Origin of the sequence: Billgrantia montanilacus (assembly GCF_003336675.1) — a bacterium.
GTDB lineage: Bacteria > Pseudomonadota > Gammaproteobacteria > Pseudomonadales > Halomonadaceae > Halomonas > Halomonas montanilacus.
In genome coordinates, this window is the sequence record NZ_QPII01000002.1 from 550,150 (window position 1) to 574,573 (window position 24,424).

Sequence of the window (24,424 nt, forward strand, 5' to 3'; positions counted from 1 at the left end):
GATTATCCTATCCTTACGGGAAGACGCCGAGTCGCAGGAGACAAGATGAGATTCGCAATCATGGGTAGCGGCGGTGTGGGAGGCTACTTCGGCGCTCGCCTGGCCGAGGCGGGTGAGGACGTGACCTTCATCGCCCGTGGCGAGCACCTGGCCGCTATCCGCCAGGATGGGCTGGCCGTCACCAGTATCAAGGGGGATGTCCTGATCCGCCCTGCACAGGCCACCGACGACCCGGCAAGCGTCGGCACGGTGGATTGCGTGATCGTGGCGGTGAAGGCGTGGCAGGTGCGCGAGGCGGCGGAAGCGATTCGACCGATGATCGGACCGCACACCGTCGTGCTGCCACTGGAGAACGGAGTGGAGGCTGCCGACACACTGAGCGATGTGCTGGGCAAGGCACCGGTGGTCGATGGCCTGTGCGGCATTCTGGCATGGCTCGAGGCCCCGGGGCATGTGCGCCACGCCGGGGTGGACCCTTTCGTGCGTTTCGGCGAGTGCGACAATCATACCAGCGAGCGAATCAGCCAGCTCAAGGCCGTCTTCGACGGGGCCCGGGGGGTCAGCGCCGAGATCCCCGATGACATCAAGGTGGCCCAGTGGAGCAAGTTCCTGTTCATCTGCGCCATGAGCGGCATCGGTAGCATCACCCGCATGCCCATCGGGGTGACGCGCCAGCTGCCCGAGACACGCGCCGCCATCGAACGCATGCTCGATGAGATCGATGCCGTCGCCCGTGGCCATGGGGTGGCCTTCCCCAGCGATGCCGCCGCTCGTGCCATGCAGTTCATCGATGCCATGCCGGCGGAAAGCACCTCCTCCATGCAGCGCAATATCATGGCCGGCCAGCCCTCGGAACTGGAGTCGCAGAATGGCGCCGTGGTGCGGCTTGGCCGTGCCGTGGGCGTCGCCACCCCGACCCATCAGCTGGTCCACGCCGCCCTGCTACCCCAGGAGCTGGCGGCTCGCGACGAAGCACCGATCGACCACTAGGTCATTCGTTTCCTGATCGATGGCTCATCTTCTACGCGTCCGGGACAGCGGCATGATGGCGGAACGGTGCGAATGCGGTAACGTAGATGCAATAACAACGATTCCCCGGAGCCCGCCATGAACGATGTTCCCCACAACGCCCCCGGGCAGCAATGGCAAGCCAGTCGCTATGCCCATAACGCCGATTTCGTTCCCGCCCTGGGCAGTACTGTGGCCACGCTGCTGGATCCGAAAAGCGGCGAACGTATTCTCGACCTGGGCTGCGGCGACGGCAGCCTTACCGAAGTCTTGGCCAAGTCCGGTGCCAAGGTCATCGGCGTGGATGCATCACCCGACATGGTCGAAGCCGCCAAGGCACGCGGGCTGGATGCGCGAGTGGTGGATGCCCACCACCTGCCCTTCGATCATGAGTTCGATGCGGTCTTCAGCAATGCCGCGCTGCACTGGATGCTCAATCACGAGGCCGTCATCGCCAGCGTGCACCGCGCACTCAAGCCAGGGGGGCGCTTCGTCGCCGAGTTCGGCGGTCACGGCAACGTCGCCGCCATCTGCACCGCCTTGCTGGCGGCGCTTCAGGCTCGCGGCATCAGCGGCAAGGCGCGCTTCCCCTGGTTCTTTCCTACGGTGGAGGAGTACAGTACCAGCCTGCAAGCCGCCGGTTTTACCATCGATTCCATTGAACTGATTCCGCGCCCCACCCCCCTGCCCACCGGAATGGCCGGCTGGCTGGCCACCTTCGCCAATCCCTTCCTGCACGGCCTTGAGGAAGAGGTGCGCGAAGCGATCCTCGACGATGCAATCGGCCTGCTGTCCCATAGCCTGAGCGACAGCCACGGTAACTGGACCGCCGACTACGTCCGCCTGCGTCTCAAGGCATACCGCTGAGGAACGAGGCCAGGGCAGGGGGCAGGATGGGGATCAGATCCCGGTGTCAGCCGGGCCAATCCAGACGAAGGGATTGTGTGCCACCTCCCAAAGGTAGCCGTCCGGATCGGCAAAGTAGCCGGAATAGCCGCCCCAGAAGACCTTCTCGGCCGCCTTGACCAGCGTTGCCCCTGCAGCCACGGCCTGGGCCAGCAGCTCATCGACCGCCGCCTCCGAGCCCAGATTGTGGGCCAGAGCAACCCCGGCAAACCCGCTGCCTTCCGGCAAAACACCGGCATCCGCCGCCAGCGCTTCGCGCCCATACAGACCCAGCCAGCTGCCGTTCAACGTGAAAAAAGCCACCTCCGGTGGCGACTCCATGCGCGGCAGCCCCAACCCCTGTTCATAGAAACGAACAGACCTCTCCAGGTCACGGACACCGAGTGTGATCATGCTGATTCTGGGCTGCATGGCAAACCTCTGGCAAATCTCTATAGAAACGCTGCACAAATCGTAGCGTATGGCTGATTTTCAGGCGAGCGTTTCGGGCCTTGCCGGCTTCTTAGGCGAATAGCCAACAGGAAGTCACCCGCTGCCGGGACTGTGGGGAAAAGCGTTCATAGCCCCTGGGCGCCTCGGCGCAGCCAGTCATGCATGAAAACAAGCTTGCGGCGCGACATTTCGGAAAGCACGAAGGGATAAAGATCCAGCAGCCCCATTGAGCGATTGATGTGATTGACCCCCATGACTAGATGAGTCGCAACATGGATCAAGCGCTCGGCATCCGCCTCCATGTAGGGATCCCACCCATGATGCGGCAGGTCGGCAGAGGAAAGGCCGGCGGCAACGAAGCTATCGGCGATATCCGTGAGATGCAGCAGATGGGCAGCGGTTTCTGCCCAGTCCTCATGGGGATGTGCGGAGGCATAGGTGCTGACAAAGTTCGAGCGCCAGCCCGCAGGCGGGCCTTGTCTGTAGTGCCGCTGCAGGGCCTCGGCGTAATCTTCACGCTCGTCTCCAAACATCGCCCGGAAGGCGTCGAGAAAGTCGTCTCGCAGGCTGAGTCGCCACCAGAGCATATGCGATACTTCGTGCCGCATATGGCCGATCATGGTCCGGTATGGCTCTTCAAGCGCCTCACGACGGGCGGTTCGCAGCACAGGGTCCGCTTCTTCCACGCTGATGGTGACCACCCCCCCTACATGCCCCATGGCAACGGGCGTTGGCCCTTCGGCCAGCAGATGGAACACCGGGGGAGCCCCGGGATCTTCCGGCCGAAACCAGTTCCACCGGCCCAGGTTATCGATCACCCAGCGCTTGGCGGCCTCGGTTTTGGCCCAATGGGGCATGGCATTGGGTATGGAAGGATCCGGGGCTAGTGCCGTCATCGCACAAGAGCGACAGAAGCCCCCCTGCTCGGGGGCGATCCAGTTGCAACCTATCACGTCGCGATTGGCGCAGAATGGCGGCATGGTAATGAAGGCCCTGGCCTGCGGGTCATAGGCAACAGGCGTACCCGTGGCTGTAGCGAGGTTGTCAAACCACAGAGACCCGCGACCGACCGGATTGGCATAGACACGCATAGGCAGTGACTCCTGGACTACGCCAGAGCGTAGTGCTCGGGATAAGAGCGCTGATCTCTGGCGCAGTACTCTGGATAAGGAGCGTGGCTGAATGCCGCGCTCCACCTGTCAGCCTATCACTTAAGCAGCAAGTGCCCAGGCATCTCTTGTTACCCAAAGTAAAAAGCCAAAATCTCGATCGGCGACAACATCAAACGTCGGCTACAGAAACGACGCCATCGCCGCTTATCGCCCGCAGTGCCACGGCTCAGGGCGAAGCACGACGACACGAGGAATGGCAACAGGCACGGGACTTTCCAAGTCGTCTGCACGGCGGTAAACGAGAATGGGATCGCCGCGAGCTATCGGGAGGCACCAAACGATACGCCGCCATGGGTCATCACGACGTGCAGAAGGGGCCGAACTGGTAAAAGCGACGACAGCGCAGTTCCGCTTCGCAGGCGGGAAGTTGCGCCTGGTAGCGGGCGGCTCGCGAGCTGACCTGACTGGCGGCACGGCGAACCTGGGGCTTGCTCCGGTAGGTGCCACGCCGGTAACCACCTTGGCCTTCATGATAGGCCAGGTAGAGGTGCTCGGGATTGTGCAGCGATATACCGAGTTGATCGTGCGTGCGGCGGTTGTACCAGCCAATGAAGTCGGTGGCATGTTTCATCTGACTGCGGCGTGCCAGCGTACTGCCTGCATCCTCCCGGTACTCTCCCCAGACGGGGTCCATGGCCTGTGCATAGCCACGGGCCGAAGAGGCCCGGCTGCCGGGAATGAAGCCCAGGATGCGCTTCCTGGGCGGCCGAGCATGGCTCTGGAAGGAAGATTCCTGCTGAATGAAGGCCATCTGGGTGGCGATGGGCGTCCCCCACTGCTCTTCCGCAGCGCGTGCATAGTCGTACCACTTCGGCTGCTCATGAAAGATCCGGCAGATATTGGTCTGATCCTGCGGAGGCGAAGGTGCCATCATCGCACAGCCCGACGTCAGTAGACCGATAGCCACTACGCCTAGCCGAGGCACTGCCCATAACCGAGGCAGTGACCGCCATGTGCCCCATGGAAGCCACCGCCGGCGACCCTGATTCCTGCCTGTCCAAGCCACACAGCCCAGCTTCATCACGCACCTATCGGTCAGCTTACTCAGCCTGGAAGCCTACTCCAGAGCCGATAGGCGGGCAAACCCGGCAGGCAGGTGAGCCGTGCCGGGCCGCTGTCTCTATCTGACAGGCGTCAACGGGCTCCAGTCCTTGCGGTTGGCCAGGAACTCGGGCCGTGGCCGGTTGCCGCAGAAGGGATTGAGCAATCCGTTTTCCACGCTGTTATAGACGAAGAACAGGTTGCTCCTGGGCCAGCAGGACATGTTGATGTTGGAACCATGCATGGTGTTGCACTCGAACAGCACCAGCGAGCCCGGACCGCCCCTGGGTGCTTCAATGTCTCCGTCCAGCATAAGCTGGCGCAGGCTAACATAGTCCGGCACACCCACTTCCTGGCTCTTGAGCGACGCCTTGTAGTTGTCCTCGGGAGTGCGTCCCACACAGGGAACGAAATAGTTGTGGGAGCCCGGCACAAGCATCAGCGGTCCGTTGAACTCGCCGTTTTCGGTCAGGATGATCGAGCAGCTCAACGAGCGCATGCGGGGCATGCCGTCTTCGCTGTGCCAGGTCTCGAAATCGGAGTGCCAGTCGAAGCCCTTGCCCTTGAAGCCGGGCTTGTAGTTGATACGTGACTGATGGATATAGACGTCGCTACCCAGCAGCTGCTGGACCATCGCCAGTAGCCGCGGATCCCGGGTCAGGCGGCTGAAGCGTTCGGATATGTCGTGGATACCGAAGATCGAGCGGATCTCCTGGCGGCCTAGGCCGGGCTCGAGAATGGTGCCCTCGGAAAGCTTGAGGTCTTCATCCTCCTCGTAGTCGGTCAGCTCCTGCAGAAAGGCATCCATCTCATCCTTGTCGAAAAAGTCCTCGAAGGAGAGGAAGCCCTTGCGTTCGTACTCCCTGAGCTGTTCCTCGCTCAGCGGGCCGTCCCTGCGTTGCGCTCCCTCGCTGTGCACGACGGGGTCGAAACGCTCGAACATTCCCAGCTTACGCTCCAGCCGGGTCGGAAATAGATCCTGAGCGTCGTTCATTGCATGCTCCTCCTTGATCATTCGTTCTACCAATCTCACGATTGGTTATTCCACCCTAGCCAGTCGAGCAGGGCCCTGCAACGCGACTTTGTTTCACCACATTGCGGCAGTAATAGCTTGGTATACCGCCCTCCTCGATTGTGCCAAAACGTGCAAAGATCCCGTCATCCTTGGCGTAGATGCCCTTCTCGCGAGCAAGCTCGCAGCGCTGAGGTGGGGAGCGCCACGAGTCGAGACTATCGGAACACGCTCGGCCTCAGGCTCGCTGGTAGGTGCCAATCAGGCGATTCATGCCCAGCAGGTGGGGCTCGAGCTGCTTGAGAAGCTCGGGCAGGCCGAGGCCTTCTGGAAGATCGGTCGGCTTGTCCAGTGCCAATACCCAGAAATAGTAGTGGTGCTGACCATGTCCCTCCGGCGGCATGGGTCCGCCATAGCCCATCTTGCCGAAATCGTTCTTGCCCCGAGTGCCCTCACCGGTGTTCTCCGCCAGGGAGGTGGTAGAGCCCGGCAGGTTGTAAAGCAGCCAGTGGACGAACCCGTAGCCGCCGTTCTGGACCAGGGGAGCATCCGGGTCGTGGCAGATGATGGCATACCCCCTGGTCTCCTCAGGCGCATCACGCCAGCTCAGCGACGGCGAGACATCGTCGCCCTCACCTGAGTATTTCTCGGGTATCGCGCCATGGGCAGTGAACGCGGAACTCTCCAGCTGCATATTCGAAAGTGCAAAGGCCATTCAGGCATCCTCCTTAGTTCCAGTGCTAGTTTCTGTGATGGCTCCTGTGATGGTTCCTGTCATAGCTCCTGTCATTCCAGCGATTCGAAAGCGAAAGGGCGAGGTGCTGAAACAGCGTCGGAAAAAGCCGTTAGACTGTCAATATGAAACAGCTTCTGATCGTGGCCCATGCGCCCTCCCCCAATACGCAGAGACTCCTCGAAGCCGCCGTACGCGGGGCGCGACACCCAGAGATCGAGGCGGTGGAAGTCATGGTCAAGCCGCCGCTGGAAGCGGAGCCTGACGACGTGCGGTCATGCGATGCCATCCTGCTGGGGACCACGGAAAACCTGGGCTACATGAGCGGAGCCCTGAAGGATTTCTTCGACCGCTGCTACTACCCGGTGCTGGAAGAGAAGCAGGGGCTACCCTGTGCGCTCTATATACGCGCCGGCCATGACGGCACCGGCACACGCCGGGCGGTGGAGAGCATCGTCACCGGGCTGCGCTGGAAATGGGCGCAGGAGCCGCTAGTACTGCGCGGTAAGTGGCAGGAAAGCTTCGTAGATCAGGTCGAGGAGCTAGGCCTCTATCTGGCAGCAGGGCTTGAAGCGGGCGTGCTATAGCCTGCTGGCCAGACAAAGGGCGCAATCCGCGAGCTGTGAAAAAACGGGCGTGTCTTGATGGGCACGCCCGCTGCTATCGCTTGGCAATGGCTATCCAGCTAAACGCTGGCCGGGGTCAGTGGCATGATCCACAGCAAACACCAGGCTCTCCATGCTTTGCCTTCTTTACTGCGTCGGCGTCGGCGCTGGCAGCCTCGTCAGCGGTGGCATCCTTGCCCGGCGTTGTTGATGCCTCGGGCTCAAACGTCTGAACGGCTGGCTTGTCTTCTGTCTTGCCTTTCTTGAAAAGGTTCTTGAGCGGCCCCATGGGAGTCACCTCGCAGTGGATTTAATAAGAAGTAGACAAAATGCATCTTATTGATCATCCACCAAACCGTCAACGCCTCAAAACAAGAACGGCCCCGTATCTGCAAGGACGGGGCCGCCGGCGACAAAAACGCTTACTTCAGCCGTTCAAACACCGTGGCCACACCCTGCCCCATGCCGATACACATGGTAGCCAGACCCAGCGTGGTATCGCGCTGCTGCATCACGTTAAGCAACGTGGTGCTGATGCGAGCGCCGGAGCAGCCCAGCGGGTGCCCCAGGGCGATGGCACCACCGTTGAGGTTGACCTTCTCGTCCATGGCGTCGAGGAAGCCGAGGTCCTTGAGTACCGGGATCCCCTGGGCGGCAAAGGCCTCGTTGAGCTCCACGGTCTGGATGTCATCGCTGGTCAGGCCCGCCGCCTTGAGCGCCTTCTGCGAGGCCGGCACCGGGCCGTAGCCCATGATCGAGGCGTCGCAGCCGGCAACGCCGGTCGACAGCACCCTGGCGATCGGTTCGAGGCCCAGCGCCTGGGCGCGTTCGTAGCTCATCACGGCCATGCCGGCGGCGCCTACCGAGAGCGCCGAGGAAGTACCGGCGGTGACGGTGCCACCCCGCGGGTCGAAGACCGGCTTGAGCTCAGCCATCTTCTCCAGGCTGGCATCGCTGCGCACGACTTCATCATGCTTGAACAGGGTCTTGAAGCCACGCTGGTCATGGCCTTCGATACCGATGATCTCGTTATCGAAGTAGCCCTTCTCGTTGGCCGCCAGGGCACGCTGGTGCGAACGCACGCCGAACTTGTCCTGCTCCTCACGGGTGACGCCGTGCATCTTGCCCAGCAGTTCCGCGGTAAGACCCATCATCATGGCCGCCTTGGCGGCATACTTGCTGGCCGCCGGGTTGACGTCCACGCCGTGGGTCATGGGCACGTGCTCCATGTGCTCCACGCCGCCGATGATGTAGAAATCACCCATGCCTGCCTTGATGTTGGCCGCGGCGATATGCAGCGCGGTCATGGAAGAGCCGCAGAGACGGTTGACGGTCTGAGCCGGCACGCTGCGCGGGATACCGGTCATGATCGCCGCGTTTCGGGCAATGTTCATGGCCTGCTCGAGGGTCTGGTTGACGCAGCCCCAGATCACGTCATCGACTTCGGACGGATCCAGGTTGGGATTGCGATCGAACAGCGCCTGCATCACCGCGGCGGAAAGGTTCTCGGCACGCACGTTGCGAAAAGCGCCGTTCTTGGCCTTCGCCATGGCAGTGCGGACACAGTCGACCACCACGATATCTCTCGGATTCAAACTCATCTTTCGCTACTCCTTCTCGTGGTGGGTTCAGCTCTTGGCCTGGCTGGAATAGAAGCGCTCACCGGTTTCGGCCATCTTGCGCAGCTTGTCGGTGGGGGCGTATAGCGGGCCCAGTTCCTCGGCGAGGCCTTCGGCCAGCTTGACGAACTCGCCGACTCCCATGGCGTCGATATAGCGCAGCGCGCCACCGCGGAACGGCGGGAAACCGATGCCATAGATCAGCGCCATATCGGCTTCGGCCGGTGTCGACACGATGTCATCCTCCAGGCAGCGCACGGTCTCCAGGCAAAGCGGCACCATCATGCGAGCGATGATGTCATCGTCGGAGAACGTCTTCTGCTCCTTCACCACCTGCTTGACCAGCGCGTAGGCATCGTCGTCGTTGACCTTTTTCGGCTTGCCCTTCTTGTCTTCCTCATAGGCGTAGAAGCCCTTGTCGTTCTTCTGTCCCAGACGCTCGTTCTCGTACATGACCTGAATGGCTGTCTTGCCTTCGCGTGCCATGCGGTCGGGGAAACCTTCGGCCATGACCTCATTGGCATGAACGGCGGTATCCATGCCCACTACGTCGAGCAGATAGGCCGGGCCCATGGGCCATCCGAACTTCTCCATCACCTTGTCGATGTGCTGGAAGTCGGCACCCTGCTCGACCAGCAGGCTGAAGCCGCCGAAGTAGGGGAAAAGTACGCGGTTGACCAAAAAGCCCGGGCAGTCGTTGACCACGATGGGCGTCTTGCCCATAGCGCGGGCGTAGGCGACGGTAGCGGCCACGGCGGCATCGCCGGTCTTCTCGCCACGGATGACCTCGACCAGCGGCATGCGATGCACCGGGTTGAAGAAGTGCATGCCGCAGAAGTTCTCGGGACGCTTGAGGTTCTCGGCCAGACGCGTGATCGAGATGGTCGAGGTGTTGGAGGTAAGGATGGTGTCCTCGGCGACCAGGCCTTCCACTTCGGTGAGAACCTTGTCCTTGACCTTGGGGTTCTCTACCACCGCCTCGACCACCAGGTCGACGTGGCCGAAATCGCCATAGGAGAGGGTCGGACGGATATGGGTCAGCTTCTCGGCCATCTGCTCGGTGGTCAGCTTGCCGCGCTCGGCCTGCTTGGCAAACAGCTTGCGTGACTCCTTGAGCCCCAGCTCGATGGCCTCTTCCTTGATGTCCTTCATCAGGATCGGCGTGCCCTTGGAGGCGCTCTGGTAGGCGATGCCACCACCCATGATGCCGGCGCCCAGTACGGCCGTCTGCTTGACCGCCTTGGCCTGCTTCTCGTACTTGCCGGCCTTCTTTTTCACGACCTGATCGTTGAGGAAAAGCCCCACGAGGTTGAAGGCAACATCGCTCAGCGCCAGCTTGGCGAAAGCCTTGGCCTCAATAGCCTGGGCACGCCCGCGCTCCTCGCCGGCGCCCTTCTGGATCACCTTGATCGCTTCCACCGGAGCCGGGTAGTGCGGCCCAGCCTTGCCCTTGACGTAGCCCTTGGCGGTCTCGAAGGCCATCATCTGCTCGATGGGATTGAGCTTGAGCGGCCCCTTCTTCTCGTCGCGTCGTGCCTGGTAGTCCAGCTCGCCGCTGAAGGCGCGTGCCAGGATATCCAGCGCGGCGGCTTCGAGGGATTCATCCGGCACTACGGCATCGACCGCCCCCATCTTGAGGGCGGCATCGGCACGGTTCTCGGTGCCACCGGCGATCCATTCGATGGCGTTGTCGGCACCAATCATGCGTGGGAGGCGCACGCAGCCACCCCAGCCCGGCAGGATCCCCAGCTTGGTCTCGGGCAGGCCAATCTTGGCCTTCTCGCCCATGACGCGAAAATCGGTGGTCAGGGTCACCTCACAGCCACCGCCCAGCGCCAGGCCGTTGATGGCGGTAACCGTGGGGAACGGCAGGTCCTCGATGGCGTTGAAGATGTCGTGAACCTTGAGGTTCATCTCGACCAGATACTCCTCGCCCTTGTCGAACAGACCATGGAATTCAGTGATATCGGCACCGACGATGAAGACATCCTTGGCGCTGCCGATGACCAGCCCCTTGAGACCGCTCTCGCCCTGGATCGCCTTGATGGCATCGTCCAACTCGGCCACAACCGCGCTGGACAGCTTGTTGATGGACTCACCCTTCAGGTCGAAGGTGAGCATGGCGATGTCATCGCCCCCGTTCTGGGTACCGCGTGCCACCGTGATGGCGTTGCCTTGATAAATCATCCACGAATCTCCACACAGAGGTTGGCGTTGGAGGAGTGCCTAGTTTCATACGGCCGTTTGATTCTTCGAAGCTTGGTGCACTACAGCCGAGACGTCAAGCCCTGGATTCATCACCCATGGCCCAGCATGCGGTGTATCGATGCACCGACAGTACGAATGGCTGATAGGATAGACCCAATGTCTCTCCAAGGTGTCGTCCATGAGCCTGTCCGATACGGTGCCCTCTCCGCCACCGGTCTCCCCTTCGCCCCGGATGCAGCGTTTCCAGGAACGCCTCGAACGACTCGTCGAGCAAGTCCGCCCGTGGAGCTGGCTCTGGCCGCCTCTCGCCTTTGCCGCCGGGGTTGGCAGCTTCTTTCTGGTGGAACGCCAACAGTGGCTGGGAGCCGTACTGGCCTTGAGCATGCTGCTGGCCTGGGCCCTGCTCCTCTCCGAGAGCCTGATCGGGCGCCTGCTCGCACGCCGCGGCCACCCCAGCCTGCCCCGGGGCGTCACCACCTTCATCGCTCAGATGGTGCACCAGGAGACCCTGTTCTTCTGTCTTCCCTTCGTGCTCGCGACGACCGTCTGGGCCAGCGGTCAGGGCCTGTTTGCCCTGTTGGTGCTCGGCATGGCCGTGTTTTCGATACTCGACCCTCTCTACTACAAGCTGGCCGAGCGAGCCCGCTGGCTCTACTTCGCCTTCCATGCCCAGTGCGTCTTCCTGGTCGTACTGGTGATCATGCCGCTGATGCTTCAACTGACTACAGGCCAGAGCCTCAGGCTGGCCCTGGCGTGCATGCTGGTATTCAGCCTACCGAGCCTGCTGCAGCTCTTGCGGCCGATGACTATCCGACGCTGGGCCATTGTGCTGGTCACGCTACCGCTCTTGACGCTACTGGCCTGGACCGGGCGCGCCTGGGTGCCCCCAGCCAACCTCTGGATATCGGCCAGCGCCCTGTCGCCGGCCTTCGATGTTGCGAAGCGAAGCCCCGAAGGTAGCGCCCTGCTGACACCCGACACCTTGGGCAGCCAGGGACTCTATGCCTACACGGCCATTCGCGCGCCACGTGGCCTGCGCGAAGAGGTCGTACATGAATGGCGACACGAAGGTGAACTGGTCGACCGCATTCCGCTGACCATTCACGGAGGGCGCCAGGAGGGCTATCGGGCCTGGACTCACAAGTTGAACTTTCCCTCGGACCCTGCCGGCCGGTGGCGCATCGACGTGATGACGGACAGCGGGCAGCGCATCGGCGTGCTGCGCTTTCAGGTAGCGCAGGATGCGTCGACGGCTACCCTGGCCGATGGCCGTGCCTCACCGCCGCCTGGGCTGCCCGGTCTCGACCTGCGACGTCTTGTCCCGGGGAATCGCTCAAGCCAGCGCGAACAGCCCGATACGCTGGATACGCCAGCAGAATCTGCCCCTCACCCCATGGAAGGCAGCGAATCCGACGCGCATAAAGCGGAGGCGCCGAGAACAGACACATCCTCGTAGCAGCTCCTCGATAGCGCCTGTCACATGCCGCCGTTCGCTTTGAGTTGCATTACACGCTACGGGTCCGGACAATTCGGCAAATTCAACGCAATTGCGGAGTCCCATGCACCAGAACATCGGCTTCCGGCTGTCCCGCCTGCCCCGTCTGTGGCGAGCCATTATCGACGAGCGACTGGCACCACTGGGCCTGACTCAGACGCGCTGGATCACCCTCTACCATCTCTGGCGTCTCGGCGACGGCCAGCCCCAGTGCGACCTGGCCCGAGCCATCGGCGTGGAAGCGCCATCGTTGGTACGGACCCTCGACCAGCTCTCGGAGCAGGGCCTGATCGAACGGCGACCCTGCGAGCAGGACCGCCGCACAAAGCGGGTCTTCCTGACCCCCGAGGCGACGCCTTTACTTGAACAGATCGACGAGGTTGTGACCCAGGCGCGCCGCGAAATGCTCGCAGGCCTCAACGAGGACGATGTCAAGCGCCTCGACGCCCTGCTGGCCCATATCGAAAACAACGGCCTGGCAATTCAGGCCCGCGAAAGCGAGGCCTGAACCGCTCAGCGAGAGTCAACGAGAGATGGAGTCGCTGTCCCCGTCCAGGGCGCGGGTGGCCGGCGGCCGGTCGGCACGGCCTGCCAGGGCATCGCGCATGCGGCGAAAATCGGCCACATAGGTCTGAAATCGCTCGGCGCCCTGGGACTCCCACCACCAGAGCGTGATACCAGCCTCGCTGGACTCGACCACCAGGGCGTCCTGTGGCAGCCTCATCAGCAACGCTTCAAGCGGCTTGCGCGCCCTCTCCGGCAAGGCACGAAGGGGCTCGATACGCCAGCGCCAGCCTGCCACATAGGGCTTCAACGCATCGCTGGCCTCGCTGTCACGCACCAGCAGAAACCGGGGGCCAGGTGAATCGACGGGATAGTGCCAGCGATAGCCTGGCATGGCCGTACCGAAGCCATGCAGCGGCGGTGTCTCCAGCTTCACCTTGACCCCCGCTTTCGCCGCGGCATTGCGCAGCGGCACGATACGACGCTGTCTCGGGCTGGGCTTGAGCCACATCACCGGTGCAATCATCAGTAGCAGCACCAACACTATCATTGCCCAAACCATCGGCTTCTCCTGAATGAATCTTGACGCAAGTCGTTGTCTTGACTCGGCAGTCGTCCTAGAGTGGAGGCATGCCCCAAATAACCATGCCATTGCGCAGGAGCCTGACATGAGCAATGAATATCGCCACATCCTGGTCGCCGTCGATCTGACCAAGGATTCTCACAAGATCCTCGAACGTGCCATGCAGATCGCCGAGCGCAACCAGGCGAAGCTATCCATCATGCACACCCTGGAGCCGCTGGGCTTCGCCTACGGCGGCGATATCCCCATGGACCTCACCAGCATTCAGGACCAGCTCGACGAGCATGCCAAGCAACGCCTGGCCGAGATTGCCGATCCCCACGTTGCCAAGGAGAACCAGCACGTGGTGGTGGGCATGCCCGACACCGAGATCCACCGCTTCGCAGAGGAGCACAATGTCGATCTGATCGTGGTGGGCTCCCATGGCCGCCACGGCTTCGCCCTTCTGCTCGGCTCCACCTCCACCGGCGTACTGCACGGCGCCAGGTGCGACGTCCTTGCCGTTCGCGTCGGCAAGAAGGGGGAAACCAGCGAGGAGTAATCCGCTGTCATCCAAGGCGCCTGTTTTCAGGCGCCTTGTCGCTTCATGCCACTGGATGCCTCGAGCGACAGCTCACCAACCTACTCCCCCGCCGCCATCGCTTCCAACTCCATCCAGCGCTCCATGGCAGCCTCCAGCTCGGCCTGCTTGTCGTTCAGCGCCTGCAAGGTGGCCGTGACGCTGTCGGCGTCCTGCTGGTAGAAGCCAGGATCACCCACTTGAGACTCGAGTTCGGCCACTTCGGCCTCCAGGGTCTCGATCCGTGACGGCAGCGTATCCAGCTCGCGCTGCAGCTTGTAGGAGAGCTTGACCGCTTTCTTCGCCGTATCGGGCTGGGATGTCTTCTTGTCCTCGACCGGCTCGGCCGCCTGGCGCGTGGGCTCGATGCCCTGGCGGGCAGCACCTTCCCAGGGCGCCGGCGGCAGGCTGCCACCCTGGCGCACCCAGTCGGTATAGCCACCCACGTATTCGCGAACCTGGCCGTCGCCCTCGAAGGCCAGCACGCCGGTCACCACGTTATCCATGAAGGCACGGTCGTGGGAGACCAGCAGCAGCGTGCCCTCGAAGTTGAGCAGCAACTCTTCCAGGAGCTCCAGCGTTTCGACATCGAGGTCGTTGGTCGGCTCGTCGAGCACCAGCACGTTGGCCGGCTGGGTGAACAGCTTGGCCAGCAACAGGCGGTTGGACTCACCGCCGGAGAGCGCCTTGACCGGCTGGCGGGCGCGCTCGGGGGTGAACAGGAAGTCCTGCAGGTAGCTGATGACATGCTTGTCCTTGCCGCCCACGGTGACCCGGTCGCTGCCCTGCGCCACGTTGTCGTAGACGGTCTTCTCCGGTTCCAGGCCGGCGCGCAACTGGTCGAAATAGGCCACCTGCAGGTTGGTGCCGAGCCGCACCTCTCCCTCGCTGGGCTCGAGCTGCCCGAGCAGAATCTTGAGCAAGGTGGTCTTGCCGGCGCCGTTGCGACCGATCAAGCCGATTCGGTCACCGCGCTGTATCTCCAGGCTGAGGTCGCGGATCACCACCTCGTCGCCGAAGCGCTGGGTGACATGCTTGAGCTCGACGACCCGCTTGCCGCTGCGTTCGCCGCTGTCCACGCTGAGGTTGGCCTTTCCCTGGCGCTCGCGGCGCTGGCTGCGGTCGCGACGCAGCTGCTCCAGCGCACGCACCCGGCCCTCGTTGCGGGTCCGACGGGCCTTGATGCCCTGGCGAATCCACGCTTCCTCCTGGGCCAGCTTCTTGTCGAACTCGGCGTGCTCCCGGGCCTCGACCTCCAGCTCATGACTCTTCTGTTCCTGGTACTTCGCATAGTCGCCGGGGTAGCGACCCAGGCGGCCGCGGTCGAGCTCCAGGATGGCCGTCGCCAGCTTGGACAGGAAGGCTCGGTCGTGGGTGATGAACAACACCGAACCGGGGAAGGCGGCAAGCTGTTCCTCCAACCAGGCGATGGTATCCAGATCCAGGTGGTTGGTGGGTTCGTCGAGGAGCAGCAGGTCCGGCTCGGCAACCAGGGCCCGGGCCAGGGCCACGCGGCGGCGCCAGCCACCCGAGAGTGAGGCCATCTCGTCGTCGGCGGGCAGTCCGAGACGGGTCAGCACCACGTCGATGCGCTGGTGGAAGGACCAGCCTTCGATGGCTTCCAGCCGGGTCTGGAGCTGTGCCATGCGGTTCATGTCGGGGTCGGGATCCTGAACCAGGTGATGATACTCGGCGAGCAGCTTGCCGGCCTGGGGCAGCCCTTCGGCCACCACATCGAAGATGGTCTCGCCGGAGGCCGCTGGCAGATCCTGGGCCAGCACGCCGATCTTGAGTCCCGGCGCGCGCCATATGCTGCCGCCATCGGGCAGGATCTCACCGGCGACCAGCTTGAGCAGCGTCGACTTGCCGGTGCCGTTGCGGCCCACCAGCGCCAGTCGCTCGCCCCTCTCCAGCACCAGGTCGGCGCCGTCGAGCAGCACATGGTTGCCATAGGCCAGTTGCAGCCGTTCCAGACGTAGCAGGGTCACGCGATTACCTCTTCCAGTCATCGAGGCGGCTAGTGTAACGCATGGCCGGCTCGGCGTGGTCCTGTACAATACGCCGCATCCCGGAGGCATTCGCCCCGACGTCCTGATGACAGTAGGAGTTCTGCCTTGGTTGACCCGACCGAGACCTGCGATGATTTCCTGCCCGAGGCCCTGCGGTTTCGCGCCCCAGCACCGCTGGTGGATATCGGCGCCAACCTGACCCACGAGAGCTTCGCCCGCGATCTCGATGCGGTGATCGCTCGCGCCCGGGCGGCCAACGTCACCGACCTGATCCTGACCGGCACCGACCGGGAGCACGCCGAGCAGGCCGTGGTGCTGGCACGGCGTCACCCTGGGCTGCATGCCACCGCCGGTGTCCATCCCCACGATGCCAGCCGCTGGGACGCCTCACTGCAGCAGGCAATGCGCGAGCTGCATCGGCAGCCCGAGGTGGTGGCGGTGGGCGAATGCGGGCTGGACTTCAATCGCAACTTCTCGACGCCCGCAGAGCAGGAGCACGCCTTCGAGGCGCAATTGGGCCTGGCGGTGGAATGCGGCAAGCCGCTGTTCATCCATGAACGCGACGCCGGCAAGCGCATGCGTGACATCCTCCATGCCTGGCGCGACGATCTCCCGGATGCCGTGATCCACTGCTTCACCGCCGACCGTGAGACACTCTACGGCTACCGCGATCTCGACCTGCATATCGGCCTGACCGGCTGGATCTGCGATGAACGCCGAGGCCACCACCTGCGCGAACTGGTCGGCGAAATCCCCCTGGATCGCCTGATGGTGGAAACCGACTGCCCCTACCTGCTGCCACGCAATTTACCTGCCAAACTCAAGGGCAGGCGGCACGAGCCCTCGTTGCTGCCCTGGATCGTGAAAGAGATCGCCCATTGGCAGGGAATCAGCGAAGGCAAGCTGGCCCAGGCCACCACCCAAACCGCTCGGGCCTTCTTCCGGCTGGCAGAGACCGAGGATCCCAACGTTGCTGGCAATTTCCAGCAGGAGGAGCACTGAGATGGCCGACATTCCCGGATTCATTGCCGTGGAGACCGGCGACGACAGCGACCTGCCCCTGGCCATCGCCTGGGTGCTGTCTGACGGACGCATCAAGCACACCTTAATCCAGCCGGATGATGACTGGCTAGACGACGAGATGAATGCCCTGAACGGATACAGCATGGAAGAGCTGACCAGCTTTGGCGCAAGCCCCTTGGACGTGATCCGGGAACTGGAAAACGACCACTTCAACGCCACGCTCTTCACCGCCGGCATCAGCGACGACGAGGCCGCCCTGGCACGCCTCTTCGACACCTACGGCATCGATCCCTTCGTCGAACTGGCGCCGGCCGACAGCCTCTATCCCGCCCTGGTCGGCGGCGAGTGGAGCCGTGCCCGCAACGAGCTGTTCGGCGAGATGGGGCTCGAGCCGATGCGGCCCGAGCACGAGGTCGAGGTCATGCTGCGACTCCACCAGCGCCTGGGCGACCAGGCCTGACCGCCCCACCTGATCTCTGCGCCTGGTCCAATCAGGCGGGGGTACCGCCGCAGGGCTCGATGTTCTGGTTCAAATGGAACAGGTTGGTCGGGTCATGGCGGTGCTTGATCACAGCCAGCCGCGCATAGTGCTGGCGGTAGTTGGCGCGCACCCGCCCCGCATCGTCGGCGGACATGAAGTTCACGTAGCCACCCTCTTCCGAATGAGGCTTGAGCGCCTGAAAATAGGCACGTGCCCAAGCGATGTTGTGTTCGTTGTCGGCGGGATCCGGCCAGCTCGCGCTGACTACCGTGGCAAAGCTGGCATCCCGGTAGGGGAACGCCGTGGCGTTGTCGGCGACACGCTGGCAGGCACCATCAAGGGGAAACAGCAGCATCGCGCTTTCCAGGCAAGGCGTGTGGGCCCCATGCTCGATGTGTTCCGCAATCGCCTCGTCGGTGAGCTCGCGACTGAAACAGCCCTTCCAGTAGTGGTAGAGCCCGGCGGGCAGCAGCTCATCGAACAAGGTATTGATTCCCGGATAGGGCATTCGCTGGACAGCCTGGCCGAGCACGGGTCCGAGATGGGCAAGCTGCTCGCGGACCACCGCATCCTCGTCCGGTGAGCCGCTCCAGCAGGTCAGCACCACGATCACCGGTTGACCGTGCCATTCTTCCGGCAGGCATGACAGCGGTGGGCCGAGGGTAACGCCTAGAATCGCCCCCAGCGCCTCGGGGGCCGCGACGATCCACTCCTGATAGTGGCGCATCACGTCTGCCTCAAGCGGATAGAAGGTCGGGCCGCCGAGAATATCGCTCACGGCGTGCAGGCGGTACTCGAACGAGGTCACCACACCGAAGTTCCCCCCGCCGCCACGAATGGCCCAGAACAGCTCGGCATGTTGGCTATCACTGCAGGTCAGGAAATCTCCGTCGGCGGTGACCACATCGGCCGAGAGCAGGTTGTCACAGGCGAGTCCATAGCGCCGTGCCAGGAAGCCGAACCCGCCGCCCAGCGTCAGCCCGGCGATACCGGTGGTAGACACGATCCCGCCGGTCGTTGCCAGGCCGAAGGCGGCGCAGGCATGGTTGAGATCGGCCCAGGTGCAACCGCCTTCGGCACGGGCACAACGGTGCTCAGGATCGACCCGAATGCCGCGCAGGCGCTCCAGCGACAGCACCATCCCCCCGTCGCAGGTGCCGAAGCCAGGCACGCTGTGCGCGCCACCACGCACGGCCAGGTCAATCCCCTGCTGCCGGGCGAAGGTCACTGCCGAGATCACATCCGCGACGTTCGCCGCCTCGACGATCAGCGCCGGATGGCAATCATGCATGGCGTTGTAGACACGCCGTGCCGTGTCATACCGGGCGTCATCGGGCAGGATCAGGGTCCCGTGCAGCTGTTGCCCGAGCGTCCGGATCGCGTCGCTTGGCAAGGCGAGGCGCGCGGTTTCCTGTCTGATATCCATCATGGTTCCTCCTGATCGATGGTGTGTTGTGGCGTACATCGTCAGGAATAGCTGCTCGGTGTCCCGGCAGCGTGACACGGACGTGACAGGGCGCGAAAACGTAGCGGGTAACGACACCACCGCTTAGGCTGGGAGGAGGAGGGAGATAACCATGACGCTCCTGCACGTCTCGTTGCTGGGTGAGTTCGCCTGCCAGACGGCCGAGGGCAAGCCGATCGCCTTTCCGACACGCAAGGTCGCGGCGCTGCTCGCCTACCTGGCGGCAACCCCAGGCCGGCAACACTCGCGCAGCAAGCTGGCAGGGCTGCTGTGGGATGCCATGCCCGAGTCGCGCGCCCGTGCCAACCTGCGCAAGACCCTGTCGCGCCTTCAGCAGGCGCTTCCGCCGCCGACGCGCGAGTGCCTGGTGCTCGATGGCCAGGCGGTAGGACTGAAGGCCCGGGCGGCTCGAGTGGACCTGGAAACGTTCGAGCGATGGCTCGCCGATGGCACCCCGGAGACGCTCGAGGGAGCGCTGGCACTCTATCGCGGCCCCTTCCTGGAAGGCCTGGACGATGGCGGCGAGCCCTTCGAGGCATGGCTGCTGGAGCAGCGCTGTTGGCTGGACGAGGCAATGCAGCAGCTGATGCATCGCCTGCTCGACCACTATGTGCTCACCGGCGCCATCGATGCCGGCATCCAGCTGGCCATGCGACTGCTGGATCAGGACCCTCTGGACGAGGGTGTGCAGCGCACCCTGATCCGGCTCTACCTGTACCAGGATCGGATAGGCGCGGCACTCACCCAGTACCGCCGCTGCCGCGAACGGCTCGCCGACGAGCTCGGCGTCGCCCCGGCCCCCGAGACCGAACGGTTGAAGGCGGAGCTGCTGGCCCTTCTGCCCAACGATACGTGCAGCGTGCCCCGCGAAAGCGATGACCTGCCCGAGCGACGCGGGGTGATTGAGACAGCTGCTTCGGCTCGCCGTCGCGAACGCAGCCTTTCCAGCGAGCGCCCCTCGCTCGCCGTCCTGGCCTTCGTGCCAAGCGATACGACACGGCTTCCTCCCGCCCTTGGCGACGGCATGGCGGAGGACCTCGCCACCGAGCTTGGCCGCTTCGGAGAGCTCGAGGTGATCGCTCCGACCAGCGCCCTGGCGTACCGACACAGCCAGGCCTCTCTGGAACGGATCGGCAGTGAGCTCGGCGTGGATTATCTCATCGAGGGACGCCTTCAACAGCGCGGCCAGCGGCTCGAGCTGACGACCCGATTGGTCGCCACGGCCCGCTCACGTCAGGTTTGGGCAGAGCGCTTTGACTGCCGGCTCGAAGCGCTCTTCGACGTTCAGCAAGAGATGGTGGGCCGCATAGTCAGCCACCTGGTCGGCCAGATCGCCGACGATCGCCTGGCGCAGAGTCGGCGCAGGCCACCCCGGGACTGGCAGGCCTACGATCTCTGGCTACATGGCCGGCATGCGCTGCGCCGTCCCGACCTGGCCGCCATCCGCGAGGCGAGGCGCTACTTCCAGCAAGCCTTGGCCAAGGACCCGCAGTTCGCCCGCGCCTATGTCGGCCTTGCCCTCGCGCACCTCAACGAGTGGGCCTGCCACTCCTGGCATCACTGGGTCTTCCTGCAGCAGGAGGCCCTTGCCCTCTGCCGCAAGGCGGTCGCCCTGGATGACAACGACCACCGCGCCCACTGCATGCTGGGGCTGGCCGAACTCTACGCGGGACACTACGCGACCGCCGAGCACGAGCTGTCGCTGGCACTCGCCCTCAACCCCAACGATAGCGAAATATTGGCCCATGCCTCCTTCTCCCTGGCACTGATCGGCAAGCCCGAGCGGGGTGTGGCAGCCGCCCGCCAGGCGCTGCGCCTCGCGCCCTACCGCCCGGAGTGGTATGCCGGCATGGCCGGCATTGCCTTCTTCAGCGCGCGCCTGTACGACGAGGCCATCGACACCCTGACGTGTGCGCCCCAGGCGTTCTGCAACACACCGGCCTTCATCGCCGCTGCCCATGCCCATCTCGGCCACCCGGAACGGGGCGCCAGCCACCGCGACACGGTCTACCGCCACTACCGCTACCAGCTGGCACGCGGCATCTTCCCCGAACACATCAGCTGTCTCGACTGGCTGGCGGCACTGGACCCTTATCGAGACCCTGCCGACGCCGAGCACTACCGCGAAGGGCTGCGCAAGGCAGGGTTCGAGTGAGCACGATCCCCTCTGGCCAACGCCTAGCCGACTACCAGACCGCGTTGGTCAGGCATGCCCATGCAGATCAGCAGGGGGTCGTCGGCCTGGCGGGCCTGGAAGGCTTCCTTGCTGTCGAGTCCTTTCCAGCCCAGTTGAATCAGTGCCTGGGCGGTGGCACCGCCCAGCGTCGAGCCCGGCCCCGGAATGACGATACGGTCCGGCGCAAACTCCCTCACTCCGACCCGCAGGGCCGCCGTATAGTCATAGGGTGCCACCAGCTGTTCACCGAGGGTGTAGTCCCACAGTGCCTGGGGAACCGTGCTCCAGGGCGTCCAGACATGGCCACGCCCGTCGATCATCGGCACCCTGGGTACCCGGAACGGGGCGTCCGTCAGCTGCTGTCGAGCCATCTCCCGCACCTCCTGCTGCAGCGGCGTGTGAAAGGCCGAGTGTTGATGCAGCCGCATCGGGAAACGCTCCCGGGGCGGCAGCGCCTCGGTCAGCCTGGCCAGCCCGGCCTCATTGCCGCCGAAGACCAGCATGCCGCCCAGGTCGATGGAGAGGTAGAGCGCCGCGCCCTGTTCACCATGCAGCCGCTCCAACAGCCCCAGCAGGTCCCGGCGTAGCGACCACTGCGGCCGCCACTGCTCGTCCACCCAGGGGTAGAGTATCTGCCCGCCGATCAGGGTCTCCTGCATCATCTGGCCCATGGTACCGATCAGGTGGTGGGCATCCTCGGGCGCCAGGGCACCGCTGCCCGCCAGGGCGATATACCAGCCCATGGAGTTGCCGGTGACGGCGACGACTTCATAGCGCTCGGGATCGATGGCCTGCATATCGGCCAGGGCACAGGCATAGATCAGCGGCGAGGCGTGTTCGCCTCTCCCATGGAGGCTCTGGCGAAAGGGAATCTCGCCGTCCAGCTCGCTGAGACTCGGCAGCCCCGCCTCGCGGCGCTGGGCATCGAAGCGGGCCAGCCACTCGCTGCCTGACGCCTGGCGCTTGAGGCTGCCCCACTCCGGGGCATTGTAGGTACCGCGACCGGGGCAGACGAGCAAGACACGTTCACGTACCGCTGTCGTATTCGAGGCTGTCATTCGCTGTCGCTCCCTGCCGATACCTTGCCGCTGGACGCTGCCGCCGGCACGCCGGAGACCGCCGAAACCGACCTGCCGACGGCTCGCCGCGCCCGTTCGACGATGGCATCCGCCGAGGGCAGGGTCACCGTGGCCGCCCGGCCCAATGGAATGAAGCTGTCCTCGGCCGTCAGCCGATGCAGGCAGTGGCTTTCCATGCCGCGCTCCACCAGGCCGGTGATCAGCTCTTCGCTGACCGAGCCGCTGCGGCGACACTCATCCACCACCAGCACCTGCTCGCACTCGGCAACGTGGCGATGCACGGCGTCATGGTCGATGGCGGTCAGCCAGCGCAGGTCGATAATGCGCAGGGCAATGCCTTCGGCTTCCAGACGCACGGCGGCATGCCGGGAGAGGTAGACCCCGTTGCCGTAGGTCAGGATGGCCAGGTCGCGCCCTTCGCCCCATGCACCGAGCTCACCCACGCCGAGGCGGTGCTCCGGCCCCGGATCGGCGAAGCACCACTTCTGGTCCCCCTCTTCATGCAAGTCGCGGTTGTGGTAGAGGGCAATGGGTTCGAGCATGACCACGACGCGCTGCTCCTCGTCGGCCAGGCGCACCGCCTCCTGCATCAGCCCGACGGCATCGGCGGCGTTGGAGGGGCAAGCCACCAGCAGGCCGGGGATATCGCGCAACACGGCGATGGCGTTGTCGTTATGGAAATGGCCGCCGAACCCCTTCTGGTAGCCGAGCCCGGCAATGCGCACCACCATGGGGTTGGTGTACTGGCCGTTGGAGAAGAAGCTGAGCGTCGCCGCCTCGCCGCGCAGCTGGTCCTCGGCATTGTGCAGGTAGGCGAGAAACTGGATCTCCAGAATCGGTACCAGGCCGTTGTGCCCCAGGCCGATCCCGAGCCCGAGGATGCTCTGCTCATCGAGCAGGGTATCGATCACCCGGTGCGGGCCGAACTGGGCCTGCAGCTTCTGGGTGACGCCGTAGACGCCACCCTTGCGGCCGATATCCTCGCCGGCCATCACCAGGTGAGGGTGGCGGGACATCAGGCGATGCAGCGATTGATTCAACAGCTTCGCCATGGGTCCAGGGGAGGTGTCGACATCCCCCTCCCACAACCGCTGACGCCCTGGCCGCAGCGGCGGCACGATGCTGGCCATGACCTGCGCGGCGGTTTCGAGCCGAGGCCGGAGAATCGCCTCTTCGGCGACCCGGGCCACGCGCTCCCCCACGGCCCGGTAGAGCTCGCCGATCTGCCTCTTGTCGAGCACCCCATGGCGCTGGAGCAGCCCGGCGCTGACCAGCAAGGGGTCACGCGCCTCGTCGGCCTTGATGCGCTGGGGGGTCATGTAGGCCTGCTGGGCATCCGAGCCGGCATGGCCAAACAGCCGCACGCAGCGCATGTGCAGGAACACCGGCTGCTTGCGACTGCGCGCGATACGCTCCGCCTCCCGGGCGGCGCGCCAGGTATCGAGCAGGTCGAGCCCGTCACAGCTGAGATAGTGAAAGCCGGGGCGAGCGCGCATGCTCGCCTCGATCCAGCCATCGGGCGTGAGGGTGGAGATGCCGATGCCGTTGTCCTCGCAGACCATCACCAGGGGCATGGGCGAGCCCTGGTAGGCAGCCCAGCCGGCGGCATTGAGCGCCCCCTGGGCGGTGGAGTGGTTGAACGAAGCGTCGCCAAAGCTGCAGATCGCCACGCTATCGGCCGGCCATTCGCCACCGCCGCCCAGGCGTCGCCACAGGCCGAGGCCGTAGGCGGCCCCCATCGCCTTGGGCAGGTGCGAGGCGATGGTGCTGGTCTGGGGCGGAATATGCAGCGCCTTCGAACCCAGCACCTTGTGCCGGCCACCGGAGATCGGGTCGTCGGCCGAGGCGGCGAAGCTCAACAGCAGGTCCCAGAGCGGCGTCTGGCCCGGCACCTGTCGAGAGCGCTGGATAAGGAAGGCGGCGTCGCGATAGTGCAGGAAGGCGGGATCGGTGGGGCGAAAGGCCCGGGCAATGGCGGCATTGCCTTCGTGGCCGGCGCTGCCGATAGTATAGAAGGCCTCGCCCCGGGCCTGCAGCCGCCGGGCATGCAGATCCAGGTGGCGGCTCATGAGCTGGGATTCGAACAGCTCGACCAGGCCGGTGGGGCTGAGTCCGGCCTCGTCGAGCGTCCACGCCTGCTCGGGTTCGGGCCAGTCGCCGGAACGCAAGGCAGAGAAGAACAGTTTTTCCTGGGGCAGCGGGTCGGCCACGGTAGCGGGCTCCTGTCGGCATTCGCGAGAGTGAATGCCTACAGCCTAGCGCGCCTGCTTGATAAAGGGATAATATCGATATCCTGGATCAGGTATAGGTAATC

At 64.1% G+C, this 24,424-nt stretch carries 22 protein-coding genes; 9 read left to right on the forward strand and 13 right to left on the reverse strand.

Annotation, left to right across the window (positions count from 1 at the left end; translation table 11 throughout):
* The first annotated feature begins 45 nt into the window (after positions 1–45).
* Together DU505_RS05200 and DU505_RS05205 are read left to right on the forward strand one after the other, a co-directional pair.
* The gene (locus DU505_RS05200) at positions 46–990 is read left to right on the forward strand and encodes a 2-dehydropantoate 2-reductase (RefSeq protein WP_114477910.1); all 945 of its coding nucleotides are present in this window, start codon (positions 46–48) and stop codon (positions 988–990) included.
* A 117-nt stretch (positions 991–1,107) separates the two neighbouring features.
* On the forward strand, positions 1,108–1,875 hold the full coding sequence (locus DU505_RS05205; RefSeq protein ID WP_114477911.1) for a class I SAM-dependent methyltransferase: 768 nt from the start codon (positions 1,108–1,110) through the stop codon (positions 1,873–1,875).
* Positions 1,876–1,908: 33 nt separating this feature from the next.
* On the opposite strand, the gene DU505_RS05210 is transcribed toward DU505_RS05205, so the two are convergent.
* The 5 genes from DU505_RS05210 to DU505_RS05230 form a co-directional block, all read right to left on the reverse strand.
* On the reverse strand, positions 1,909–2,325 hold the full coding sequence (locus DU505_RS05210; protein WP_114477912.1) for a VOC family protein: 417 nt from the start codon (positions 2,323–2,325) through the stop codon (positions 1,909–1,911).
* Positions 2,326–2,471: 146 nt separating this feature from the next.
* Entirely contained in the window at positions 2,472–3,437 is a 966-nt protein-coding gene (locus tag DU505_RS05215; RefSeq protein WP_114477913.1) for a zinc-binding metallopeptidase family protein, read from the reverse strand.
* A 379-nt stretch (positions 3,438–3,816) separates the two neighbouring features.
* The gene (locus DU505_RS05220; protein WP_220250365.1) at positions 3,817–4,539 is read right to left on the reverse strand and encodes a transglycosylase SLT domain-containing protein; all 723 of its coding nucleotides are present in this window, start codon (positions 4,537–4,539) and stop codon (positions 3,817–3,819) included.
* A gap of 99 nt (positions 4,540–4,638) precedes the next feature.
* A complete protein-coding gene (thpD, locus tag DU505_RS05225) occupies positions 4,639–5,553 on the reverse strand; it encodes an ectoine hydroxylase (protein ID WP_114477914.1) in 915 nt (304 codons plus the stop codon).
* Positions 5,554–5,809: 256 nt separating this feature from the next.
* Positions 5,810–6,286: a YbhB/YbcL family Raf kinase inhibitor-like protein gene (locus DU505_RS05230; RefSeq protein ID WP_114477915.1), complete on the reverse strand. Its 477-nt coding sequence runs from the start codon at positions 6,284–6,286 to the stop codon at positions 5,810–5,812.
* A gap of 143 nt (positions 6,287–6,429) precedes the next feature.
* Between DU505_RS05230 and DU505_RS05235 the strand changes: the two genes are divergently transcribed.
* Positions 6,430–6,891 (forward strand): flavodoxin family protein, encoded by a 462-nt coding sequence (locus DU505_RS05235; RefSeq protein ID WP_114477916.1) that lies wholly within the window; start codon positions 6,430–6,432, stop codon positions 6,889–6,891.
* 115 nt (positions 6,892–7,006) lie between these two features.
* Here DU505_RS05235 and DU505_RS05240 read toward each other — a convergent pair whose 3' ends face one another.
* From DU505_RS05240 to fadB, 3 genes are all read right to left on the reverse strand, one after another.
* Positions 7,007–7,198, reverse strand: coding sequence for a CCGSCS motif protein (locus DU505_RS05240; protein WP_114477917.1), 192 nt, complete (start codon positions 7,196–7,198; stop codon positions 7,007–7,009).
* Between the two features lie 133 nt (positions 7,199–7,331).
* Positions 7,332–8,510: an acetyl-CoA C-acyltransferase FadA gene (fadA, locus tag DU505_RS05245; RefSeq protein WP_114477918.1), complete on the reverse strand. Its 1,179-nt coding sequence runs from the start codon at positions 8,508–8,510 to the stop codon at positions 7,332–7,334.
* A gap of 27 nt (positions 8,511–8,537) precedes the next feature.
* On the reverse strand, positions 8,538–10,715 hold the full coding sequence (gene fadB, locus DU505_RS05250; RefSeq protein WP_114477919.1) for a fatty acid oxidation complex subunit alpha FadB: 2,178 nt from the start codon (positions 10,713–10,715) through the stop codon (positions 8,538–8,540).
* Between the two features lie 199 nt (positions 10,716–10,914).
* Between fadB and DU505_RS05255 the strand changes: the two genes are divergently transcribed.
* On the forward strand, positions 10,915–12,192 hold the full coding sequence (locus tag DU505_RS05255; protein WP_114477920.1) for a DUF5924 family protein: 1,278 nt from the start codon (positions 10,915–10,917) through the stop codon (positions 12,190–12,192).
* 103 nt (positions 12,193–12,295) lie between these two features.
* Positions 12,296–12,739, forward strand: a complete 444-nt coding sequence (gene slyA / locus DU505_RS05260) for a transcriptional regulator SlyA (protein ID WP_114477921.1) — start codon at positions 12,296–12,298, stop codon at positions 12,737–12,739.
* Between the two features lie 15 nt (positions 12,740–12,754).
* Here the strand turns inward: slyA and DU505_RS05265 are convergent, their stop codons facing one another.
* Positions 12,755–13,297, reverse strand: a complete 543-nt coding sequence (locus DU505_RS05265; protein WP_114477922.1) for a preprotein translocase subunit YajC — start codon at positions 13,295–13,297, stop codon at positions 12,755–12,757.
* A 106-nt stretch (positions 13,298–13,403) separates the two neighbouring features.
* Here DU505_RS05265 and DU505_RS05270 point away from each other — a divergent pair, with 106 nt between their 5' ends.
* Entirely contained in the window at positions 13,404–13,859 is a 456-nt protein-coding gene (locus tag DU505_RS05270; RefSeq protein ID WP_114477923.1) for a universal stress protein, read from the forward strand.
* Between the two features lie 80 nt (positions 13,860–13,939).
* On the opposite strand, the gene DU505_RS05275 is transcribed toward DU505_RS05270, so the two are convergent.
* On the reverse strand, positions 13,940–15,865 hold the full coding sequence (locus tag DU505_RS05275) for an ATP-binding cassette domain-containing protein (protein WP_114477924.1): 1,926 nt from the start codon (positions 15,863–15,865) through the stop codon (positions 13,940–13,942).
* A gap of 126 nt (positions 15,866–15,991) precedes the next feature.
* Between DU505_RS05275 and DU505_RS05280 the strand changes: the two genes are divergently transcribed.
* Both DU505_RS05280 and DU505_RS05285 read left to right on the forward strand, forming a co-directional pair.
* Positions 15,992–16,888 (forward strand): TatD family hydrolase, encoded by an 897-nt coding sequence (locus tag DU505_RS05280; protein WP_114477925.1) that lies wholly within the window; start codon positions 15,992–15,994, stop codon positions 16,886–16,888.
* A gap of 1 nt (position 16,889) precedes the next feature.
* A complete protein-coding gene (locus DU505_RS05285; RefSeq protein WP_114477926.1) occupies positions 16,890–17,369 on the forward strand; it encodes a hypothetical protein in 480 nt (159 codons plus the stop codon).
* A gap of 31 nt (positions 17,370–17,400) precedes the next feature.
* On the opposite strand, the gene DU505_RS05290 is transcribed toward DU505_RS05285, so the two are convergent.
* A complete protein-coding gene (locus DU505_RS05290) occupies positions 17,401–18,819 on the reverse strand; it encodes an FAD-binding oxidoreductase (RefSeq protein WP_220250375.1) in 1,419 nt (472 codons plus the stop codon).
* A 148-nt stretch (positions 18,820–18,967) separates the two neighbouring features.
* Here DU505_RS05290 and DU505_RS05295 point away from each other — a divergent pair, with 148 nt between their 5' ends.
* The gene (locus DU505_RS05295) at positions 18,968–21,010 is read left to right on the forward strand and encodes a BTAD domain-containing putative transcriptional regulator (protein ID WP_114477927.1); all 2,043 of its coding nucleotides are present in this window, start codon (positions 18,968–18,970) and stop codon (positions 21,008–21,010) included.
* Between the two features lie 23 nt (positions 21,011–21,033).
* Here DU505_RS05295 and DU505_RS05300 read toward each other — a convergent pair whose 3' ends face one another.
* Positions 21,034–22,089, reverse strand: coding sequence for an ACP S-malonyltransferase (locus DU505_RS05300; RefSeq protein ID WP_114477928.1), 1,056 nt, complete (start codon positions 22,087–22,089; stop codon positions 21,034–21,036).
* Entirely contained in the window at positions 22,086–24,320 is a 2,235-nt protein-coding gene (locus DU505_RS05305) for a thiamine pyrophosphate-dependent enzyme (protein ID WP_220250377.1), read from the reverse strand. Before DU505_RS05305 ends, DU505_RS05300 begins: the two co-directional genes overlap by 4 nt.
* Positions 24,321–24,424 lie beyond the last annotated feature (104 nt).

What these genes read in the sequence shown, in the direction of transcription:
- thpD (WP_114477914.1), bottom strand. Translation starts at nt 5,553, where the DNA reads ATGAACGACGCTCAGGATCTATTTCCGACCCGGCTGGAGCGTAAGCTG.
- DU505_RS05255 (WP_114477920.1), top strand. Translation starts at nt 10,915, where the DNA reads ATGAGCCTGTCCGATACGGTGCCCTCTCCGCCACCGGTCTCCCCTTCG.
- DU505_RS05270 (WP_114477923.1), top strand. Translation starts at nt 13,404, where the DNA reads ATGAGCAATGAATATCGCCACATCCTGGTCGCCGTCGATCTGACCAAG.
- fadA (WP_114477918.1), bottom strand. Translation starts at nt 8,510, where the DNA reads ATGAGTTTGAATCCGAGAGATATCGTGGTGGTCGACTGTGTCCGCACT.
- DU505_RS05230 (WP_114477915.1), bottom strand. Translation starts at nt 6,286, where the DNA reads ATGGCCTTTGCACTTTCGAATATGCAGCTGGAGAGTTCCGCGTTCACT.
- DU505_RS05235 (WP_114477916.1), top strand. Translation starts at nt 6,430, where the DNA reads ATGAAACAGCTTCTGATCGTGGCCCATGCGCCCTCCCCCAATACGCAG.
- fadB (WP_114477919.1), bottom strand. Translation starts at nt 10,715, where the DNA reads ATGATTTATCAAGGCAACGCCATCACGGTGGCACGCGGTACCCAGAAC.
- DU505_RS05295 (WP_114477927.1), top strand. Translation starts at nt 18,968, where the DNA reads ATGACGCTCCTGCACGTCTCGTTGCTGGGTGAGTTCGCCTGCCAGACG.
- DU505_RS05300 (WP_114477928.1), bottom strand. Translation starts at nt 22,089, where the DNA reads ATGACAGCCTCGAATACGACAGCGGTACGTGAACGTGTCTTGCTCGTC.
- DU505_RS05220 (WP_220250365.1), bottom strand. Translation starts at nt 4,539, where the DNA reads ATGAAGCTGGGCTGTGTGGCTTGGACAGGCAGGAATCAGGGTCGCCGG.
- DU505_RS05210 (WP_114477912.1), bottom strand. Translation starts at nt 2,325, where the DNA reads ATGCAGCCCAGAATCAGCATGATCACACTCGGTGTCCGTGACCTGGAG.
- DU505_RS05205 (WP_114477911.1), top strand. Translation starts at nt 1,108, where the DNA reads ATGAACGATGTTCCCCACAACGCCCCCGGGCAGCAATGGCAAGCCAGT.
- slyA (WP_114477921.1), top strand. Translation starts at nt 12,296, where the DNA reads ATGCACCAGAACATCGGCTTCCGGCTGTCCCGCCTGCCCCGTCTGTGG.
- DU505_RS05240 (WP_114477917.1), bottom strand. Translation starts at nt 7,198, where the DNA reads ATGGGGCCGCTCAAGAACCTTTTCAAGAAAGGCAAGACAGAAGACAAG.
- DU505_RS05290 (WP_220250375.1), bottom strand. Translation starts at nt 18,819, where the DNA reads ATGATGGATATCAGACAGGAAACCGCGCGCCTCGCCTTGCCAAGCGAC.
- DU505_RS05215 (WP_114477913.1), bottom strand. Translation starts at nt 3,437, where the DNA reads ATGCGTGTCTATGCCAATCCGGTCGGTCGCGGGTCTCTGTGGTTTGAC.
- DU505_RS05265 (WP_114477922.1), bottom strand. Translation starts at nt 13,297, where the DNA reads ATGGTTTGGGCAATGATAGTGTTGGTGCTGCTACTGATGATTGCACCG.
- DU505_RS05285 (WP_114477926.1), top strand. Translation starts at nt 16,890, where the DNA reads ATGGCCGACATTCCCGGATTCATTGCCGTGGAGACCGGCGACGACAGC.
- DU505_RS05200 (WP_114477910.1), top strand. Translation starts at nt 46, where the DNA reads ATGAGATTCGCAATCATGGGTAGCGGCGGTGTGGGAGGCTACTTCGGC.